At 72.0% G+C, this 18498-nt stretch carries 14 protein-coding genes and 1 pseudogene; 3 read left to right on the top strand and 12 right to left on the bottom strand.

Features of this window, described 5'->3' with window-relative positions; all coding sequences use genetic code 11:
- Positions 1-117: 117 nt before the first annotated feature.
- From ABZU46_RS25270 to lysS, 3 genes are all read right to left on the bottom strand, one after another.
- The gene (locus ABZU46_RS25270) at positions 118-2661 is read right to left on the bottom strand and encodes an ATP-dependent Clp protease ATP-binding subunit (RefSeq protein WP_354861611.1); all 2544 of its coding nucleotides are present in this window, start codon (positions 2659-2661) and stop codon (positions 118-120) included.
- A 536-nt stretch (positions 2662-3197) separates the two neighbouring features.
- Positions 3198-3542, bottom strand: coding sequence for an Lsr2 family protein (locus ABZU46_RS25265; protein ID WP_007466057.1), 345 nt, complete (start codon positions 3540-3542; stop codon positions 3198-3200).
- Between the two features lie 112 nt (positions 3543-3654).
- On the bottom strand, positions 3655-5163 hold the full coding sequence (gene lysS, locus ABZU46_RS25260) for a lysine--tRNA ligase (RefSeq protein ID WP_354861609.1): 1509 nt from the start codon (positions 5161-5163) through the stop codon (positions 3655-3657).
- 90 nt (positions 5164-5253) lie between these two features.
- Between lysS and ABZU46_RS25255 the strand changes: the two genes are divergently transcribed.
- Positions 5254-5994 carry a class I SAM-dependent methyltransferase gene (locus ABZU46_RS25255; RefSeq protein ID WP_354861608.1) on the top strand — a complete coding sequence of 247 codons (741 nt, stop codon included), beginning with the start codon at positions 5254-5256 and terminating at the stop codon, positions 5992-5994.
- 39 nt (positions 5995-6033) lie between these two features.
- Here the strand turns inward: ABZU46_RS25255 and ABZU46_RS25250 are convergent, their stop codons facing one another.
- From ABZU46_RS25250 to ABZU46_RS25220, 7 genes are all read right to left on the bottom strand, one after another.
- The gene (locus ABZU46_RS25250) at positions 6034-6792 is read right to left on the bottom strand and encodes a type III pantothenate kinase (RefSeq protein WP_234587497.1); all 759 of its coding nucleotides are present in this window, start codon (positions 6790-6792) and stop codon (positions 6034-6036) included.
- A 17-nt stretch (positions 6793-6809) separates the two neighbouring features.
- On the bottom strand, positions 6810-7706 hold the full coding sequence (nadC, locus tag ABZU46_RS25245; protein WP_354861606.1) for a carboxylating nicotinate-nucleotide diphosphorylase: 897 nt from the start codon (positions 7704-7706) through the stop codon (positions 6810-6812).
- Positions 7703-9397 (bottom strand): L-aspartate oxidase, encoded by a 1695-nt coding sequence (locus ABZU46_RS25240; protein WP_354861604.1) that lies wholly within the window; start codon positions 9395-9397, stop codon positions 7703-7705. Before ABZU46_RS25240 ends, nadC begins: the two co-directional genes overlap by 4 nt.
- A 108-nt stretch (positions 9398-9505) precedes the next feature.
- Entirely contained in the window at positions 9506-10402 is an 897-nt protein-coding gene (locus tag ABZU46_RS25235; protein WP_354861603.1) for a septum formation family protein, read from the bottom strand.
- Between the two features lie 97 nt (positions 10403-10499).
- On the bottom strand, positions 10500-10928 hold the full coding sequence (panD, locus tag ABZU46_RS25230; protein WP_354861601.1) for an aspartate 1-decarboxylase: 429 nt from the start codon (positions 10926-10928) through the stop codon (positions 10500-10502).
- Between the two features lie 44 nt (positions 10929-10972).
- Positions 10973-11821, bottom strand: a complete 849-nt coding sequence (gene panC / locus ABZU46_RS25225; RefSeq protein ID WP_354861599.1) for a pantoate--beta-alanine ligase — start codon at positions 11819-11821, stop codon at positions 10973-10975.
- Positions 11818-12792: a Rossmann-like and DUF2520 domain-containing protein gene (locus ABZU46_RS25220; RefSeq protein WP_354861597.1), complete on the bottom strand. Its 975-nt coding sequence runs from the start codon at positions 12790-12792 to the stop codon at positions 11818-11820. The genes panC and ABZU46_RS25220 overlap by 4 nt, the downstream gene beginning before the upstream one ends.
- A 307-nt stretch (positions 12793-13099) precedes the next feature.
- Here ABZU46_RS25220 and ABZU46_RS25215 point away from each other — a divergent pair, with 307 nt between their 5' ends.
- A complete protein-coding gene (locus ABZU46_RS25215; RefSeq protein ID WP_354861613.1) occupies positions 13100-14314 on the top strand; it encodes an SAM-dependent methyltransferase in 1215 nt (404 codons plus the stop codon).
- Here the strand turns inward: ABZU46_RS25215 and ABZU46_RS25210 are convergent.
- The gene (locus ABZU46_RS25210; RefSeq protein ID WP_354861596.1) at positions 14281-15738 is read right to left on the bottom strand and encodes an insulinase family protein; all 1458 of its coding nucleotides are present in this window, start codon (positions 15736-15738) and stop codon (positions 14281-14283) included. The two genes, ABZU46_RS25215 and ABZU46_RS25210, sit on opposite strands and share 34 nt — an antisense overlap.
- A gap of 104 nt (positions 15739-15842) precedes the next feature.
- On the opposite strand from ABZU46_RS25210, the gene ABZU46_RS25205 reads away from it, so the two are divergent.
- Positions 15843-17030, top strand: coding sequence for an NADH-quinone oxidoreductase subunit D (locus ABZU46_RS25205; protein WP_007466075.1), 1188 nt, complete (start codon positions 15843-15845; stop codon positions 17028-17030).
- 4 nt (positions 17031-17034) lie between these two features.
- Here the strand turns inward: ABZU46_RS25205 and ABZU46_RS25200 are convergent.
- Positions 17035-18498: pseudogene (locus tag ABZU46_RS25200) on the bottom strand (hypothetical protein); the annotation flags it as partial.

The following is an 18498-nucleotide window of genomic DNA, read 5'->3' as shown; positions in this document are numbered from 1 at the left end:
ATGCACCGTGCGGATCCGGCGAATGACGGATCCCCGGTGCGGGCTCACGGTTGACGGGTAGGTGGGATGCAGGGAGAGGGCCAGGCGATCGGCGGGCGCCCCTTGCTGCTGGTAGTGCTACTCGTCGGCACTCGCCGCGGCGGTGCCGGCGGCGGTGCCGCCGAGGTCGGCGGGGACGGCGTCCGGAACCTCGACCGGCTTGTCCGCACCGTGGAACACGAGCTTGGACTTGTCGATGTCGTTCGGGTCGCCCTCGCAGTCCACCACGACGATCTGACCGGGGGTCAGCTCGTTGAAGAGGATCCGCTCGGAGAGGTTGTCCTCGATGTCGCGCTGAATCGTGCGACGAAGCGGACGGGCACCAAGCACCGGGTCGAAGCCCTTCGCCGCCAGGTACTTCTTGGCGTTGTCGGTCAGCTCCAGACCCATGTCCTTGTTGCGCAGCTGCGACTCGATCCGCTGGATCATGATGTCCACGATCGAGAGGATCTCGGTCTGGCGCAGCTGGTGGAAGACGATGGTGTCGTCGATCCGGTTGAGGAACTCAGGCCGGAAGTGCTGCTTGAGCTCGTCGTTGACCTTCTGCTTCATCCGGTCGTAGTTGGACTCGGAGTCCTCCGACGCCTGGAAGCCCAGCGACACCGCCTTGGCCACGTCGCGGGTGCCCAGGTTGGTGGTCAGGATGATGACCGTGTTCTTGAAGTCCACGATCCGGCCCTGACCGTCGGTGAGCCGACCGTCCTCCAGGATCTGCAGGAGCGTGTTGAACACGTCCGGGTGGGCCTTCTCGATCTCGTCGAAGAGGACCACCGAGAACGGCCGACGCCGCACCTTCTCGGTCAGCTGCCCGCCCTCGTCGTAGCCGACGTAGCCGGGAGGAGCACCCACGAGGCGGGACACCGTGTACCGGTCGTGGAACTCGGACATGTCCAGCTGGATGAGGGCGTCCTCGCTGCCGAAGAGGAACTCGGCGAGCGCCTTGGACAGCTCGGTCTTACCGACACCGGACGGGCCGGCGAAGATGAACGAGCCCGACGGGCGCTTCGGGTCCTTCAGGCCGGCCCGGGTACGCCGGATCGCCTTCGAGACCGCCTTGACCGCGTCCTCCTGGCCGATGACGCGCTTGTGCAGCTCGTCCTCCATGCGCAGCAGGCGCGAGGTCTCCTCCTCGGTCAGCTTGTAGACCGGGATGCCCGTCCAGTTGCCGAGCACCTCGGCGATCTGCTCGTCGTCAACCTCGCTGACGACGTCCAGGTCACCGGCCTTCCACTCCTTCTCCCGCTGAGCCTTCTGGCCGAGGAGCTGCTTCTCCTTGTCGCGCAGCTGGGCGGCGCGCTCGAAGTCCTGCGCGTCGATCGCGGACTCCTTGTCGCGACGCACCTGGGCGATGCGCTCGTCGAAGTCACGCAGGTCTGGCGGCGCGGTCATCCGGCGGATCCGCATCCGGGCGCCGGCCTCGTCGATCAGGTCGATCGCCTTGTCCGGCAGGAAGCGGTCGGAGATGTACCGGTCGGCCAGCGTCGCCGCAGCCACCAGAGCGGCGTCGGTGATGCTCACCCGGTGGTGCGCCTCGTACCGGTCGCGCAGGCCCTTGAGGATCTCGATGGTGTGCGCCAGCGACGGCTCACCCACCTGGATCGGCTGGAACCGGCGCTCGAGAGCGGCGTCCTTCTCCAGGTGCTTGCGGTACTCGTCCAGGGTGGTGGCGCCGATGGTCTGCAGCTCACCACGGGCCAGCATCGGCTTGAGGATGCTCGCGGCGTCGATCGCGCCCTCGGCGGCACCCGCACCCACCAGGGTGTGGATCTCGTCGATGAACAGGATGATGTCGCCGCGGGTGCGGATCTCCTTGAGCACCTTCTTGAGGCGCTCCTCGAAGTCACCGCGGTAGCGGGAACCGGCGACCAGCGCACCGAGGTCGAGCGTGTAGAGCTGCTTGTCCTTGAGAGTCTCGGGCACCTCGCCCTTGATGATCTTCTGGGAAAGCCCCTCCACCACGGCGGTCTTACCGACGCCGGGCTCACCGATCAGGACCGGGTTGTTCTTGGTACGGCGGGAGAGCACCTGCATGACCCGCTCGATTTCCTTCTCGCGCCCGATGACCGGGTCGAGCTTGCCCTCACGGGCGGCCTGGGTCAGGTTGCGGCCGAACTGGTCCAGCACGAGGCTGGTCGACGGCGCGGCCTCACCCGGCGCGGCACCCGCCGCGGCGGGCTCCTTGCCCTGGTAGCCGGAGAGCAGCTGGATCACCTGCTGGCGGACCCGGTTGAGGTCGGCGCCGAGCTTGACCAGCACCTGGGCGGCGACGCCCTCACCCTCGCGGATCAGCCCGAGCAGGATGTGCTCCGTGCCGATGTAGTTGTGGCCGAGCTGCAGCGCCTCGCGCAGCGACAGCTCCAGCACCTTCTTGGCCCGCGGCGTGAACGGGATGTGCCCGCTCGGCGCCTGCTGGCCCTGGCCGATGATCTCCTCGACCTGCTGGCGGACGCCCTCCAGGGAGATGCCGAGGCTCTCCAGGGCCTTTGCCGCGACGCCTTCACCTTCGTGGATCAGGCCCAGCAGGATGTGTTCCGTACCGATGTAGTTGTGGTTGAGCATCCGGGCCTCTTCTTGGGCCAGGACGACAACCCGTCGCGCTCGGTCGGTGAACCGCTCGAACATGCCCTCGTGCTCCTCACGTGCCGTGCGCCTTGATGGTCTAGATCTCGGCGGGGCCGGTGCACGAACGTCCAGGACGGGCGTCCGTGCCTCCTTACTCTATCGTCGCTGACCGACTCGGCTGAGGTCGTGTCTCTCCGGTCTGGGTCAGTTCCACGTCGTTTTGCACAACCGTCCGCGCTCAGGAGGTGTTCCGGTACCCCTGGCGCTACGCGCAGAGCGAAATCCGACCGACCCCACGGAAGGCTCCGCAGGGGCTGGGGAGGGTCTTCGACGGCCTCCAGGGGCTCTCGGCGGGCCGATCGCGGAAAGGCGAGCGCCGAGCCGAGGCCCTGTGGGTGGCCGCACCCGACCCTTTCGGGAAGTTGTCCACAGGTTGTGGATAGTTACTCCACTGCCTGTGGACAACGCCGGTCGGCCCGGGAAACATTCCGACCGGCCCGTCCGGGCGCGGATACGGCGACGCCGGCCCGGAGAATGCTCCGGCCCGGCGTCGGTGTCGCCCTGCGGTGGCGGCTGCCACCGGTCAGCTGAACGGATCAGCGCTTGGCGTGGTACTCGTCGACGATCTCCTGCGGGATACGGCCCCGGTCCGAGATGTCCTTGCCGGCCTTCTTGGCCCACTCCCGGATCGCCTTGTTCTGCTCCCGGTCGGCGGTCGCGCCACCGCGACCGCGGGCGGCCCGCCCACCGATCACCACGCCACCGCGACCCACCTTGGTGCCGGCACCGACGTACGGCGCGAATACGTCGCGCAATTTCGCGGCGTTGGCGCCGGACAGGTCGATCTCATACTGAACACCGTCGAGCGCGAACTTGACGGTCTCGTCAGCGTCCCCACCGTCCAGGTCATCGACCAGCTTGTGAATGATCTGCTTGGCCACGTCCCACATTCCTTTCGAGCAGGGCGCTCCTGCTAACGAGAGCACAATAACCCCCGTGCTGCTCGCCCCGTCAATAGGATGCCGTTACGACTCGCTGGGAGTCGGCGGACGACTACTCCGGGCGGACCAACGGGAAGAGGATCGTTTCCCGAATTCCGAGGCCGGTCAGGGCCATCAACAGCCGGTCGATTCCCATTCCCATACCCCCGGCCGGCGGCATTCCGTACTCCATGGCCCGGAGAAAGTCCTCGTCGAGACGCATCGCCTCGTCGTCGCCACGGGCGGCCAGCTGCGCCTGGGCCACCAGCCGTTCCCGCTGCACCACCGGGTCGACCAGCTCGGAGTACGCGGTGCCCAGCTCGAAGCCGAGAACGTAGAGGTCCCACTTTTCGGCCAGCCCCGGCTCGCTGCGGTGCGCCCGGGTGAGCGGGCTGGTCTCCTCCGGGTAGTCGCGTACGAAGGTGGGCGCCTGCAGGCCGGGGACGACCAGTTCCTCGAACAGTTCCTCGGCGAGCTTGCCCGGGCCCCACTTCGGGTCCACGGCCAATCCCACCTTGTCCGCGTACTCCACCAGCCGGGAACGTTCGGTGCGGACCGTGACCTCCTCGCCGAGCGCCTCGGAAAGGACCCCGAACAGGGTCACCGATCGCCACTCGCCGCCCAGGTCGAACTCCCGCCCGTCGGCATGGGTCACCACCGTCGAGCCGCTGACCGCGATCGCCGCCTGTTGCACGAGATTGCGGGTCAACTCGGCCATCGTGTCGTAGTCGCCGTACGCCTGGTACGTCTCCAGCATCGCGAACTCCGGTGAGTGCGAGGAGTCGACGCCCTCATTACGGAAGTTGCGGTTGATCTCGAAGACGCGGTCCACACCACCAACGACCGCGCGCTTCAGAAACAGTTCCGGAGCGATTCGCAGATACAGATCGGTGCTCAACGCATTGCTGTGGGTCACGAAAGGTCGGGCCGCCGCGCCACCGTGCAGGAGTTGCAGCATCGGAGTTTCCACCTCGATGAAGCCCTGGCCGTGCAGTGAATCGCGCAGGCTGCGCACCGCCGCCGCCCGGGTGCGGACCATCTGCCGGGCCTGCGGCCGGACGATCAGATCGACGTAGCGCTGCCGGACCCGAGCCTCCTCGGAGAGCGGCTTGTGGGCCACCGGCAGCGGCCGCAGGGCCTTGGCGGTCATCTCCCACCGCTGCGCGAGCACGGACAGCTCGCCCCGGCGGCTGGTGATCACCTCACCGGTCACGCCGACGTGGTCGCCCAGGTCGACGAGGCGCTTCCAGGCCTCCAGCCGCTCCGGACCGACCCGGTCCAGGGAGAGCATGGCCTGCAACTCGGTGCCGTCGCCGTCGCGCAGGGTGGCGAAGCAGAGCTTGCCGGTGTTGCGTACGAAGATCACCCGGCCGGTGACCGAGACCTCGTCGCCGGTGGCGGTGTCGGTGGGCAGATCCGCGTACTTCGCGCGGATCTCGGCGAGCGTGCTGGTCCGGGGGAAACCGACCGGGTACGGCTCCACACCCTCGGCGAGCATCCGGTCCCGCTTCTCCCGGCGGACCTTCATCTGCTCGGGAAGGTCGTCGGCGGGGTCAACTGGCACGGCGTTCTGCTCGGTCACGGCACGCTTCCTCAACGAAGGATTGTCGGCGGGGTCAGGCCCGAGCGTACTCAAGCCCTCAGGTGGTCGTTACCGGATAACCTGCCCGCCATGGCGGATCACACTCAGGCCCTCTCGTTCGGGGCGGCGGCGGCCGACTACGACCGGTTTCGACCCCGCTATCCGGTGGCAGCCGTGCGGTGGGCGCTCGACGGGCTGGGCGATTCCGCCCAGGTTGTCGACCTGGGCGCCGGCACCGGCATTCTCACCCGGGGAGTGCTCGCCCTCGACCACCAGGTGACCCCGGTGGAGCCGGACCCCAAGATGCGCGCCCAACTGGACGCCGCCACCCCCGGCGTCACCGCGCTGGCCGGCGGCGCCGAGTCGGTGCCGCTGCCCGACGGGGTCGCGGACGCCGTGGTGGTGGGGCAGGCGTACCACTGGTTCGACCGGGAGCGGGCGCACGCCGAGATCGCGCGGGTGCTCCGGCCGGGTGGGACGTTCGCCCCGATCTGGAACATGCGGGACGAGCGGGTCGCGTGGGTGGCCGAGCTGGGTCGGATCGCCCACCTCGGTGACAACGCCGGCGACGTCGTCGGACGGTACGAGGACTTCGGCTCCGCGTTCACACCCGTCGAGCTGGGCGAGTTCACGCACCACACGACGCTCACACCCGACGAGGTGGTCGCGATGCTGCACACCCGTTCGTACTGGCTCACCGCCCCACCCGAGCGGCGGGCGCGCATCGATCGGGAACTGCGCGACCTGTTCGCGGGCCATCCCGAGCTGGCCGGGCGGGAGACCGTCGACCTGCCGTACCGCACGATCGTGCTGCGGGCCCGGCGGCGCTGAAGGCCCCGCACGGAGGCCGGCCTCGACGGCGGCCGGGGTTCACAGGTTGCGGTCGTAGACCATCCGCAGGCCGATCAGCGTGATCATCGGCTCGTGGTGGGTGATGGTGCTGCACTCGTTGATCACCAGGGAGGCGAGACCGCCGGTGGCGATCACCGCCTTCACCTCGCCCAACTCCTCGGTCATCCGCTCGACGATCCGGTCCACCTGCCCGGCGAACCCGAAGTAGAGACCGGCCTGGAGGCACTCCACGGTGTTCTTGCCGATCACCGAGCGGGGCTTGGTGGCCTCGACCTTGCGCAGCTGGGCCGCACGGGCGGCCAGCGCGTCGAAGGAGATCTCGATGCCCGGGGCGAACGCCCCACCCAGGAACTCGCCCCGGCCGCTGATCACGTCGAAGTTGGTGGTGGTGCCGAAGTCCACCACGATCGACGGCCCGCCGTAGAGGGTGAACGCGGCAAGCGTGTTCACCACCCGGTCGGCGCCCACCTCCTTCGGATTGTCGATCGCCAGCTGCACCCCGGTCCGCACGCCCGGCTCGACGATCACGCTTGGCAGGTCGGCGTAGTAGCGGCCGAGCATGGTCCGCAGCGACCGCAGCGCGGCCGGCACCGTGGAGCAGGCGGCCACGCCGGTGATCTCGACGTTGTCCCCGGCGAGCAGACCCCGGAACATCAGGCCCAACTCGTCCGCCGTCGAGCGGGCATCGGTCTTGATCCGCCAGGAGTGCACCAGCTTGTCGCCGTCGAAGGTCGCCAGCACGGTGTTGGTGTTTCCGATGTCGATGCAGAGCAGCACGCACGCAGCCTAGACAACTACTCCGTACGCAGGTCCAGCGCGATGTCCAGGATCGGCGACGAGTGGGTCAACGCGCCCACCGAGAGGAAGTCGACGCCGGTGGCCGCGTACCGGCCCGCCACCTCCAGGGTCAGCCCGCCAGTCGCCTCCAGCTCCGCCCGGTCGCCCACCGCGGTCACCGCCTCGGCCAACACCTCCGGGGTCATGTTGTCGCAGAGCAGGAAGTCGGCGCCCGCCTCCACCGCCTCCACCGCCTCGGCGACAGTGGTCACCTCGACCTGCACCGGGACCTCCGGAAACGCCTCCCGGACCCGCCGGTACGCCGCCGTGATGCCTCCGGCCGCCAGCTTGTGGTTGTCCTTGATCATGGCCACGTCGTAGAGGCCCATCCGCTTGTTGGTGCCCCCACCGGCTCGCACCGCGTACTTCTCCAGCGCCCGCAGGCCCGGCGTCGTCTTGCGGGTGTCCAGCACCATCGCCTTCGTGCCGGCCAGGGCGTCCGCCCAGGCACGCGTGTGGGTGGCCACCCCGGACATCCGGCAGAGCAGGTTGAGCGCCGTCCGCTCGGCCGTCAGGAGCAGGCGGGTCGGGCCGGTCACCGTCACCAGCACGTCGCCGCGGGCCACCCGCTCACCGTCGCGGGCCAGCACCGACACCTCGACGGTACGACCGAAGCCGGTCACCTCGCCCACCAGCTCGAACACGGCGGCGGCCACGGCCAGCCCGGCCACCACGCCGTCGGCGCGGGCCACCAGGTCGGCGGTGTCGGTCTGCTCGGCCGGAATGGTCGCCACGCTGGTGACGTCCAGGAAACCCGGCCCCAGATCCTCGACCAGCGCGGTCTCGATCACCCGCCGCACCTGCTCCGGGTCCAGCCCGGTCGCCCGCAACGCCGCCTCTGTCGACCCCGTCATGGCTTCCCCTCCCACTGCTCCGTCACCCGGCCGTGCGCCCCGACCGACCCGACCAGGTGGCCCAGCCACCGTTCGTCGGCCGTCGGGAAGTCCTCCCGCCAGTGGCAACCCCGGGTCTCACCGCGGGCGTACGCCGCCGCGACCAGCGTCGACGCCACCGTGAGCAGGTTGGTCGCCTCCCAGTCGGCGGTCCGCGGTCGGCCCCGGGCCGCGCCCAGCTCGGTCAGCGTCCCGGCCGTCTCCGCCAGCGTCGCCGCGGACCGGAGCACCCCGGCGCCCCGGGTCATCGCCTGCTGGAGCGTCGGCGTCACCCCGGCCGGCAGGACCCAGCCCGCGCCGCCGCGCCACGCGCCGACGTCCGCCGGTTGGGCCTGCTCGGGCAGGCCGGCCGCGATGTCGTCGGCGATCCGCCGGGAGAACACCAGCCCCTCCAGCAGCGAGTTGCTGGCCAGCCGGTTCGCGCCGTGCACACCCGTGCAGGCGACCTCGCCACAGGCGTACAGGCCGGGGATCGACGTGCGGCCGCGCAGGTCGGTGCGGACGCCACCGGAGGCGTAGTGCGCGGCCGGGGCGACCGGGATCAGATCGGTGGCCGGGTCCACGCCGATCGCCAGGCAGGACGCCACGATGGTCGGGAACCGCCCGGCCAGGAAATCGCCGCCCAGATGGCGGGCGTCGAGAAAGACATGGTCCGCACCGCTGGCCAGCAGCACCCGGTGGATGCCCTTGGCCACCACGTCCCGGGGGGCCAACTCGGCCAGCTCGTGCTGGCCCACCATGAACCGCTTGCCGTCGGAGTCCACCAGGTACGCGCCCTCGCCGCGCAGCGCCTCGGAGACCAGCGGCTGCTGCGCGTGCCCGGCGCCGGGCACCCCCGCGCCGGGCGGAGTGATCAGGGCGGTCGGGTGGAACTGGACGAACTCCACGTCGGTCACCGCCGCGCCGGCCCGCATCGCCAGCGCCACCCCGTCGCCGGTAGAGACCGCCGGGTTGGTGGTGGCCGCGAAGATCTGGCCCATCCCACCGGTGGCCAGCACCACCGCCCGGGCCAGCAGCGCGCCGACGCCGTCCTCGCTGCCCTCACCGAGCACGTGCAGGGTGATCCCGCAGGCCGGACCGAGCCCGTCCGGGCCGTCGCCGGGCGCCCGCAGCAGGTCCAGCACCAGGGCGTGCTCGACCAACCGGATCCACGGGTCGCGCTGCACGGCGGCGTGCAGGGCCCGCTGCACCTCGGCGCCGGTCGCGTCCCCGCCCGCGTGCACGATCCGGTCCGCGCGGTGCCCACCCTCGCGGGTCAGCATCAACGAACCGTCGGGGTGGCGATCGAACTCGGCGCCGATCCGCATCAGCTCCCGCAGCCGGGTCGGCCCCTCCTCGACGAGCACCCGGACCGCCGCCGGGTCGCAGAGCCCCACTCCGGCGATCTCGGTGTCCCGGGCGTGCGCCGCCGGAGTGTCCGTCGGGTCGAGCACGGCGGCGATGCCGCCCTGCGCCCACCGGGTCGAGCCGTCGTCAATGTTGACCTTGGTGACGACCGTGACGTGCAGGCCCGCCTCGCGCAGGTGCAACGCAGCGGTCAACCCCGCCACCCCGGAGCCCACCACGATCACGTCGGTGGTCTCCACCCAGCCGGGCTCGGGCGCGGCCAGCAGTCTGGGCAGGGCCGGCAGGTCGACCGTCGGAACGTCCATCCCACCAGTCAACCCGAACGATCCTCGCCGAGGGAGGCGGGGGCTCAACGAGTGGTTTGGGCTACCACGTCCGGCGCGGACCGCGCCGCGCCGAGCGGTCGGCCGCGGTCACTTCGTCCGCACCGGCAGGCCGGCCGGGCCCGCGCCCTTCAACGACGCGCTCACCGTACGGTCGCTCAGCCACAGGTAACAGCGGACCCCCCGGTCACCGACCCGCCAACGCCCCGCACCGGGCGGGCGCACCACCACGCCGCTGCGGAACCGCAGGTCGGAGTCGTCCGGTACACCGACATAGCGGCCGAGGATGCTGCGGCAGCCGGTGTAGAGCGGCGGCCAGTCGGCATCCTTGGCCGGGTACGGCTTGTCCGGCGCACGCCACACCCCGACGAACTCGGCGTCGTGCCGACCGCCGCACTCCACCGGGACCAGCGTCTGCACGCCCCGGCCCGCCCCGGCGCGGGTCTGCTGGCAGCCCAACCGCAGCCCGGAGGCCCCCTTCAACGCGTCCCGCAGGCTGCCCGACCGGACCACCACCGTGGCCGCCGCCTCGACAGTCGTCAGCTCGGTCAGGTCGCACCGGTACCAGCGGGAACCGGCTGCCCAGCCCGGCCCGGAGGGCAGCGCCACCGACAGCCGCAGTCGCCCGGCCCGCCAGTCGTCGCCCACGTACGCCGAGGCCCTCGTGTCGCAGTCCGTGAACGCGCCGCGCAGCTCCACCGACCCGTTGGCCGGGGCGGCAGCCCGCTGGGCCGGGAACGTTCCCACGTGCACGGTCTCCACCCGGTGCGGGCCGGCGCAGTCCATGGGTTGGTAGGCGGCCAGCGTGACCACCTCGACGAAGTCGGCGGCCTGGCACATCCCGACGGCCGGCGTGAACGCCGTGGCCGGTGGCGGCGCCGCCCAGTCGTCGGTCAGGTCACCGTCCAGACCACCGGACCCGGCGCAGCCGACCAGCAACACTGCCGTGACGGCAGTGGCGAACAGGGTCGTCATGGCACGGCGCATCGCGGCCTCCCCCCAGCCACCTACCGGCTTCCGCCAGCGTGCCCAGGGTAACCGCAAATGACCTTCCGGTGACAGACCGGAATCGGCTCGCGCGAGATCAGACTCCGGACACGGCGAACGGGTTGGGCGCCGGGTCGCCGGCCGTGCCCGGGGCCGCCACCGCCGGGTTCGCCCCCAGCTCGACGACCCGGTTGTCGGTGTCGACGTGCACCACCCGCGGCCGGTACGACCGGGCCTCGGCGTCGTCCATCTGCCCGTACGAGATCAGGATGACCAGGTCACCGGGGTGTACGAGGTGCGCGGCGGCGCCGTTGATGCCGATCACGCCGCTGCCCCGCTCGCCCGGGATGACGTACGTCTCCAGCCGGGCGCCGTTGGTGATGTCCACGATCGCGACCTGCTCGCCGGGGAGCAGATCGGCGGCGTCGAGCAGGTCCTCGTCCACCGTCACCGAGCCGACGTAGTGCAGGTCGGCCTGGGTCACCGTGGCCCGGTGGATCTTCGACTTGAGCATGGTCCGCAGCATCGGGCTCGCCTTTCGCGAAAAGAGTGGTGGTGGGTGCGGCCGGGTCAGGGACGAGGGGCGAGGTGGATCGCCGCGTTGTCGATCAACCGGGTTGCGCCGACCCAGGCGGCGATCACCAGCCGGGCCGGCCCGGACACCGGCCCCGGCTCCAGCTCGGGGTCGGTGAGCACCAGGTAGTCGAGCTGAGCGCCGGGCGTACCGGCGCCGAACGCGGCGTGCGCGGCGGACAGCACCTCCCCCGCGTCCAGGCCGTCGTCGGCGGCCCGGGCCCCGGCCCGCAGCGCGGCGGACAGGCTCAGCGCCGCCGCCCGCTCGGGTTCGCTCAGGTAACGGTTGCGGCTGGACAGCGCCAACCCGTCCGGCTCCCGAACGGTCGGTACGCCGATCACCTCGACCGGGACGTCCAGGTCCCGGGCCATCCGCCGCACCAGGGTGAGCTGCTGATAGTCCTTCTCGCCGAAGAAGGCCAGGTCGGGACGGGTGAGTTGGAGCAGCTTCAGGACCACTGTGAGCACGCCGTGGAAGAAGCCGGGGCGGCTCGCGCCCTCCAGCTCCCCGCCGAGCGGACCCGGGTCGAGGCGCACCCGGGGCTGGCCGTCCGGATACATGTCGGCCACCGACGGCGCGAAGACGAGGTCGGCGCCGGCCCGCCGGCACACCTCCAGGTCGGCGTCGAGGGTGCGCGGATAGCGGTCGAAGTCCTCGTTCGGTCCGAACTGCAGCGGGTTCACGAAGATCGTCACCAGCACGTGGTCGGCCTGGTCCCGGGCGGCGCGCAGCAGCGTCTCGTGCCCGGAGTGCAGGGCGCCCATGGTCATCACCACGCCGACGGTGCCCTTCAACGCGGCCCGGGCCTCGGCCAACTCGGCGCGTGTGTGGACAAGCTGCGTCATGCCGCCACCTCCCGGCTCGTCCCGGCGAGCACACCGAGCAGCGGCTGCGCGTCCACCGGGCGCAGACGGCCCGCGGCGATCGCCCGGTCGGCGGTACGCCGGGCCAGCGCCAGGTACGCGGGGACCGACTCCGGCGCGGTGGCGGCCAGCCGGGCCAGGTGCCGCTCGACCGTGCCCGCGTCGCCCCTGGAAACCGGACCGGTCAGCGCGTCGTCGCCGAGGCGTAGCGCGTTCTCCAGGGCGGCCCGCAGCAGTGGGGCGAGCACCTTCTCCGGGCGAGCCACGCCGGCGTCCCGCAGCCGGTCGGTCGCCTCGTTCACCAGGGTCACCAGGTGGTTCGCGCCGTGCGCGAGCGCGGCGTGGTACAGCGGGCGGTCCGCCTCGGCCACCCACTCGGGCACGCCACCGAGGTCGGTGACCAGCCGGGCGGCCAGCGGGCGCAGGTCCGCCAGGGCGGTCACTCCGTACGAGATGCCGGCCAGCCGGGGCAGATCGTCCGGCGTACCGGTGAAGGTCATGGCGGGGTGCAGGGCCAGCGGCAGGACGCCGACCGCGGCGGCCGGCGCCAGCACGGCGAGACCGTGCGCGCCCGAGGTGTGCGCGACCACCTGGCCCGGGTGCAGGGCACCTCCGTCGGCGAGGTCGGCGATCACTCCGGCCAGCGCGTCGTCCGGCACCGCGATCAGCAGCAGGTCGGCGGCGGCGCGGGCGACGGAGGTGACCGGGCGGCGGGGCACCTCGGGCAGCAGCAGGGCGAGCCGCGCGCGGCTGGTCCCGGAGTCACCGGCGACGGCGACCACGTGGTGCCCGGCGGCGGCGAGCGCCGCGCCCAGCACGGCACCGACGCGGCCCGCGCCGACGACACCGACGGTGAGCGGGCGGGAGGTGGCGCGGGCGCCGGTGTCGGCGCGATCCCACGACCCGGCGGGCCCACGTGGGGCGGCCGGGCGCGGGCGCAGCGGTGCGCTCATGGCAACGATCCAGTCCTCGAGAAGGGGTACCGGTCGATCGCAAGTATGCGCCCGGCTCGCCGAACCGGGACAAGCATGTGTGAAAACCTTCACCACCACCGGCCCCGTGTGCAGATCTTGGACAGTTTCCGTTAGCAGCTAACGGAAACTGTCCAAGATCTGCTGACCCGAGCCCGAAGGGCGACGGTGACCGCGGCCACCCGCGGACCGCGCGACGGGGATCGGGAGTCGCCACCGGACCGGTGGCCGTAGGGTCGGCACGGTGACGTCTCCTGCGCTCCGAACGCCGATCCCGTGGCGGGACGCGATGAGCCAGGCCCTCTACGGGCCGGACGGCTTCTTCGTGGCCGGCGCCGGGCCGGCCGGCCACTTCCGGACCAGCGTGCACGCCTCCCCCGCCTTCGCCGCCGCGCTCCTGCGCCTTGTCGCGGAGGTGGACTCTGCCCTCGGCCATCCATCACGGCTGGACGTGGTCGACGTTGGGGCTGGGCGGGGGGAATTGCTGCTGGCCCTGCACCGCCTTCTCGCGTCTGAAGATGCCGTCGGGCTCGCGGTGGGGGTTTCGGGGGAGCCCACCCACTCCGGGCGGTCAGGCTTGATCCCTGCGTGGGCGGGCTCCCCCGAAACCCTGACTCCAACGACCGCCGTCCGTCAGTCACCCGGCGAGCGGTCGTCGATCACCGCCCGTTCGCTGGCGGAACGGGTGCGGTTCACCGCTGTCGAGTTGGCGCCCCGACCCGACGACCTCCCAGAGGAGATCCACTGGACCGCCGAGATCCCCGGTGAGATCACGGGGGTGCTGCTGGCTACCGAGTGGTTGGACAACGTGCCGTTGGACGTGGCACTGCACACCACCGGTGGCTGGCGGTATGTACTTGTCGAACCCGAGAGCGGTGTGGAGACGATAGGCGGGCCAGTCGACCCTGCTGATCTTGATTGGCTGACCACCTGGTGGCCCGGTCCCGCGAGCCCGCGCGGTGCGGACCGTGCCGTGACCGGTGGTTCAACCTCGACTGATGCGACTGGCGGAAGCGAGTCGGGTCTCCGGGCAGAAATAGGAAGGCCGAGGGACGAAGCCTGGGCACACGCGGTGGGCAGGATCAGCCGAGGGCTGGCGGTGGCGGTCGACTACGGACACCTGCGCGACGGCAGACCGGTGGACGGGACGTTGACCGGATATCGGGGCGGGCGGCAGGTGCCTCCGGTGCCGGACGGGTCGAGCGATGTCACCGCGCACGTGGCCATGGACTCGGTCGCCTCCGCCGGCGCGGCGGTCGCCCGGTGTGCGTACTCCCTGGTCTCGCAGGCCGAGGCGCTGCGGGCGCTCGGGGCCGACGGTGGACGACCGCCGCTCAGCCTGGCCGGCACCGACCCGGTCGGCTACGTGCGGGCGCTGGCCGCCGCGTCGGCGGTGGCCGAGCTGACCGACCCGGCCGGGCTCGGCGGGCACTGGTGGCTGCGCCAACCGGTCGGCATCGCCGACGTCGTTCAGTCCAGCCCGACGAGTTCCGAGCGCCGGTAACGCAGGGAGGCCGGGACCGCCGCGTCGACCGCGCGGACCGCCCGCTCGGCGCCGCGGAACATGTCCGGATCGACCAGGATGTGGCAGCCGTTGCGGCCGAAGACGGTACGCGCGACGCCGTCCTCCTCGACACCGACCACCTCGTCGAAGCGGACCAAATGCACGTCGCCGTCCGGGTCGCGGAGCGCTACCCCGTCGTCGGTGAGGATCAGCCGGAGACCGCGCGCCTCACGGGCGAGCACCTTCGCCAGCATCGGCGGGTGGAACACCCGACCTTCGGGCTGCTCGGGAAGACGAGGACAGCCGCCTTCGGTCAGCCCGGGGAGCGAGAGGGTCACTCCGCACGGTACGACGAGGTGCGCGCTGGGCAGCGCGGCCTGGAACCGCACGCGGACATCCTCCGGCGTGACCGCCAGGAAGTCGGCCAGCCGCTGCTCGGGGGTGATCTGCGGCAGGCCCAGCAGTTCCCGGAAGCCGGACCGGTGGAGATAAGCCTCGACGGCGCGCGGGTCCTCGATCATCTCGCGGGCGGCGGCGCACTCCTCGGCCAGTTCGGCAGCCGTCGGTCCCTCCGTGGCCAGGCGATTCAGCTCCTCCCAGAGCAGGGCGGCCACCTGCGGCTCCTGGCCCTCACGGGCGTCCACCGTGACCGTCACCAACTGCTGTCCGTTGCCCAGCAGGACGACGTCACCGCCCACCTCGTAGCTCAGGCCGTGCGTGCGCCGGGCGATCTGCTCCAGCCGCTGGGAGAGCACCTGGCAGCCCAGCACCATCGCCGCGTCGTCGTCGCCGACCAGGGACACCCCCACCGACGGCACGAGGTGCTCACACCAGATCGGTTCGGCGGTCGCCACGGGCGTCGGCGCGAGATGATCCGGTCGGGGCCCGGCCGGCAGCGGCAGCCGCAGGCCCTCCGGCGGTGGGCCGGTGAGCAGCAGCACCGCGTTGCCGGCCACGAACCAACGTGCGGCGTACTCGCGGATCTGTTCCGGCGTCAGCCGGTCGTAGCCCGGACCGGTCCACGGCGCGAGCCCCGCGCCCTGCACGCCGAGCCGCTGGGTGAGCAGCGCGGCCGTCGTCGGATCGGTGCAGTGGCCACCCTCCGCGGCCAGCACACCCGCCTCCTTCTCGAGACGGTCGAGCGGAAGGGCCCGGAGACCGTCGCAGACGGCGGCGAGGAAGGCCACGATCTGCTCCGGCCGGCCGGTCGCCGTGAACTCGGTGACGTGCAGGTCCACCGAGGCGTTGTGCTCGTGATGCAGGCGGGGCAGGGTGCTCATCACCAGGTGCTCGATCAGGTGGGTGACCCCGATGGTGCGGAACGTCTCGTCCCGCGCGCCGCAGCCGAACAGCAGGGTGGCGCTCAGCGGCGCCGGCCCCTGCTTCCACCGAACCGGCACTCCGTCGATCTCCGTCCGCTCCATGGATCGGGATGCTACGGCGGGGGTCCGACGACCACATGAGCCGATTGGCCGACGCGGTGGCGCTGAGCGGTCGCCATGACCCGGGGCACCGCCGCCGTGGCACGATGACGGGCATGACCACCGACGCCGGGGCCCTCCGTGAACTGACCGTCGGCACCGGGGCCGGTCTGGTCGCCGGCACCGGCGATCAGCAGCTCGGCACCGACATGGTGCTCAACATCGGCCCGCAGCACCCCTCCACGCACGGCGTGCTGCGCCTGAAGCTGGTGCTCGACGGCGAACGGGTCATCGCCTGCGAACCGATCGTCGGCTACATGCACCGGGGCGCGGAGAAGCTCTTCGAGGTACGCGACTACCGGCAGATCATCGTACTGGCCAACCGGCACGACTGGCTCTCGGCGTTCTCGAACGAGCTGGGTGTGGTGCTCGCGGTGGAACGCCTGATGGGCATGGAGGTGCCGGAGCGGGCCACCTGGCTGCGGATGGCTCTCGCCGAGCTGAACCGGGTGCTCAACCACCTGATGTTCCTCGGCTCCTACCCGCTGGAGATCGGGGCCATCACACCGGTCTTCTACGCCTTCCGGGAACGGGAGACCATCCAGGCGGTGATGGAGGAGGTCTCCGGCGGCCGGATCCACTACATGTTCAACCGGGTGGGCGGGCTGAAGGAGGAGGTCCCGTACGGCTGGACCGGGCGGGCCCGCGCGGCGATCGGCGAGGTCCGTCGGCGGCTGCCCGACCTCGACCACCTGATCCGGCGTAACGAGATCTTCCTGGCCCGCACGGTGGGCGTGGGCGTGCTGTCCGCCGCCGACGCCGCCGCGTTCGGCGCGTCCGGGCCGGTGGCCCGAGCCTCCGGACTCGACCTGGACCTGCGCCGCGACGACCCGTATCTGGCGTACGACGAGCTGGACGTGCCGGTGGTGACCAAGACCGCCGGGGACTGCCACGCCCGCTTCGAGGTGCTGCTCGACCAGGTGTACGTCTCGCTGGATCTCGCCGAGCAGTGCCTGGACCGGGTGGACCGGCTGACCGGGCCGATCAACACCCGCCTGCCGAAGGTGCTCAAGGCGCCCGAGGGGCACACGTACGCCTGGACGGAGAACCCGCTCGGCATCAACGGCTACTACCTGGTGTCGCGCGGCGAGAAGACCCCCTGGCGGTTGAAGCTGCGCACCGCCTCGTACGCGAACGTGCAGGCGCTGGCCACCCTGCTTCCGGGCTGCCTCGTGCCGGACCTGATCGCCATCCTCGGCTCGATGTTCTTCGTGGTCGGCGACATCGACAAGTGACGCGTCAGCGCCAGCGGTCGGTGACCGGGGCGCCGCCGGCACGCGGCACGTCGTCCTGCGGCGGGTAGCCGTACCGCTCCTCGACCCGGCGGCGGCCGGCCCGCTCGGGGGCGGGCTCCGGCTCGTGACCGCGCTGGCGCGGCGGACGCCACTCGTCCGGCACGGGCACGCCGCCGACCGGCAGCGCCGGCCGGCCGCCCGGCTCGGACCGGTGGTACGACTCGCGCTCGTCCTGCCAGCGTGAGTCGTCGTGGCGGCGCGCGTCGTCGTGGCGGCGTGGCTCGTCGTGGCGGCGTGGCTCGTCGTGGCGGCGTGGCTCGTCGTGGCGGCGTGGATCCTCGTGGCGGACGGACGCCCAGCGGTCCGCCATCCGGTACTCGGTCCCCGTGGCGTCGGCGTGCACCTCGGCCCGGCGCTCACCGACGTGCAGCTCACGGCCGTTCTCGTCGTCCCGGACGGCCGCCCACCGGTCGCCGGCCCGCAACTGCGACCAGTACTCGCCGGTGTCGTCCGCCCGCAGGGCGGGACCGGGCTGCGGCGCACCGGCGTAGTCGGGCTCGGCCTGCTCCGACCAGCCACGGTCGTCGTGCTGCGATCGGCCGCCCCAGGCGGGCTCGTCGGCCTGGGCGTACACGTCGCGCTGGCCGGTCCACTCCGGCTCGTCGCGGCGAGCCGTCCAGCCCGGCTCCTCGTCGCCGCGGTCGGGCCCGTTCCGGTCGGAGCCCGAGCCGTCCCGTGCGCCCTTCCAACCGGACTCACCCCGGGCGGCGGGCTGCTGACCCCAGGACCGGTCGTCGACGGGCCGAGCGCGGTCGTCGGCTGGGCGGGCACGGTCGTCGGCGTACGTGGACCGGGGGTTCTCCGGCTCGCCCCACGAGCGGTCGGCCGGCCGGGCACGTCCCTCCGTGCCGCCGCCCCGGGTCCATTCCTGGGCCGGCGGGGTCCACTGGCCGGCGTACCCACCGCCGTAGCGCCCGCCCGGCTCGGCTGGTCCGCCGTCGACGACGGTGTGCCGGGTGGTGACGTGCACGGTCTCGGTGTGCCGGACCACGCCCACCGGCCGGTGCGCCGGCTCCGAGCGGTCGTGCTCACGGGGGCGGTCGTGCTCACGCGGGCGGGGAGCGGCGGCGTATCCGGCCGCGGACCGCTCGGCGCCGTACACACCGCCGGCGGCTGGCTCGGGGAGCGCGTCGGCGGCGGCGCGGTGGCGGTACGCCGGTTCGTCGTCGGCGCGCTCGTCGCGACCCCACCGATCGGCGGCCTCGTCCGGGGCCGGCACCCGAACCCGACCGGCCACCTCGCCCGGACCCGGGCTCCGAACCCGGCCGACGGCCTCCTCGGGAGCGGGCACCCGGACCCGGGCGACCGGGGCGTCGCCGGGGACCGGTACCCGGCTGCGGGCGGGCGGAGTCTCGTCCACCGGGTCGGCGGCCGGCACCCGCACCCGCCCGGCGCCTGCCGGCTCGGC

This window comes from Micromonospora sp. NPDC005197 (genome assembly GCF_040608295.1).
Classification (GTDB): Bacteria; Actinomycetota; Actinomycetes; order Mycobacteriales; family Micromonosporaceae; genus Micromonospora.
Note: the sequence above shows the minus strand (reverse complement) of the source record. Positions and strands in the feature narration are given on the sequence as shown.

Excerpts from the sequence above, each read along its gene's own strand:
- ABZU46_RS25270 (WP_354861611.1), bottom strand. The coding sequence starts at position 2,661 with ATGTTCGAGCGGTTCACCGACCGAGCGCGACGGGTTGTCGTCCTGGCC.
- ABZU46_RS25255 (WP_354861608.1), top strand. The coding sequence starts at position 5,254 with ATGGCGGATCACACTCAGGCCCTCTCGTTCGGGGCGGCGGCGGCCGAC.
- nadC (WP_354861606.1), bottom strand. The coding sequence starts at position 7,706 with ATGACGGGGTCGACAGAGGCGGCGTTGCGGGCGACCGGGCTGGACCCG.
- ABZU46_RS25240 (WP_354861604.1), bottom strand. The coding sequence starts at position 9,397 with ATGGACGTTCCGACGGTCGACCTGCCGGCCCTGCCCAGACTGCTGGCC.
- ABZU46_RS25235 (WP_354861603.1), bottom strand. The coding sequence starts at position 10,402 with ATGCGCCGTGCCATGACGACCCTGTTCGCCACTGCCGTCACGGCAGTG.
- panD (WP_354861601.1), bottom strand. The coding sequence starts at position 10,928 with ATGCTGCGGACCATGCTCAAGTCGAAGATCCACCGGGCCACGGTGACC.
- panC (WP_354861599.1), bottom strand. The coding sequence starts at position 11,821 with ATGACGCAGCTTGTCCACACACGCGCCGAGTTGGCCGAGGCCCGGGCC.
- ABZU46_RS25220 (WP_354861597.1), bottom strand. The coding sequence starts at position 12,792 with ATGAGCGCACCGCTGCGCCCGCGCCCGGCCGCCCCACGTGGGCCCGCC.
- ABZU46_RS25215 (WP_354861613.1), top strand. The coding sequence starts at position 13,100 with ATGAGCCAGGCCCTCTACGGGCCGGACGGCTTCTTCGTGGCCGGCGCC.
- ABZU46_RS25210 (WP_354861596.1), bottom strand. The coding sequence starts at position 15,738 with ATGGAGCGGACGGAGATCGACGGAGTGCCGGTTCGGTGGAAGCAGGGG.
- ABZU46_RS25205 (WP_007466075.1), top strand. The coding sequence starts at position 15,843 with ATGACGGGCATGACCACCGACGCCGGGGCCCTCCGTGAACTGACCGTC.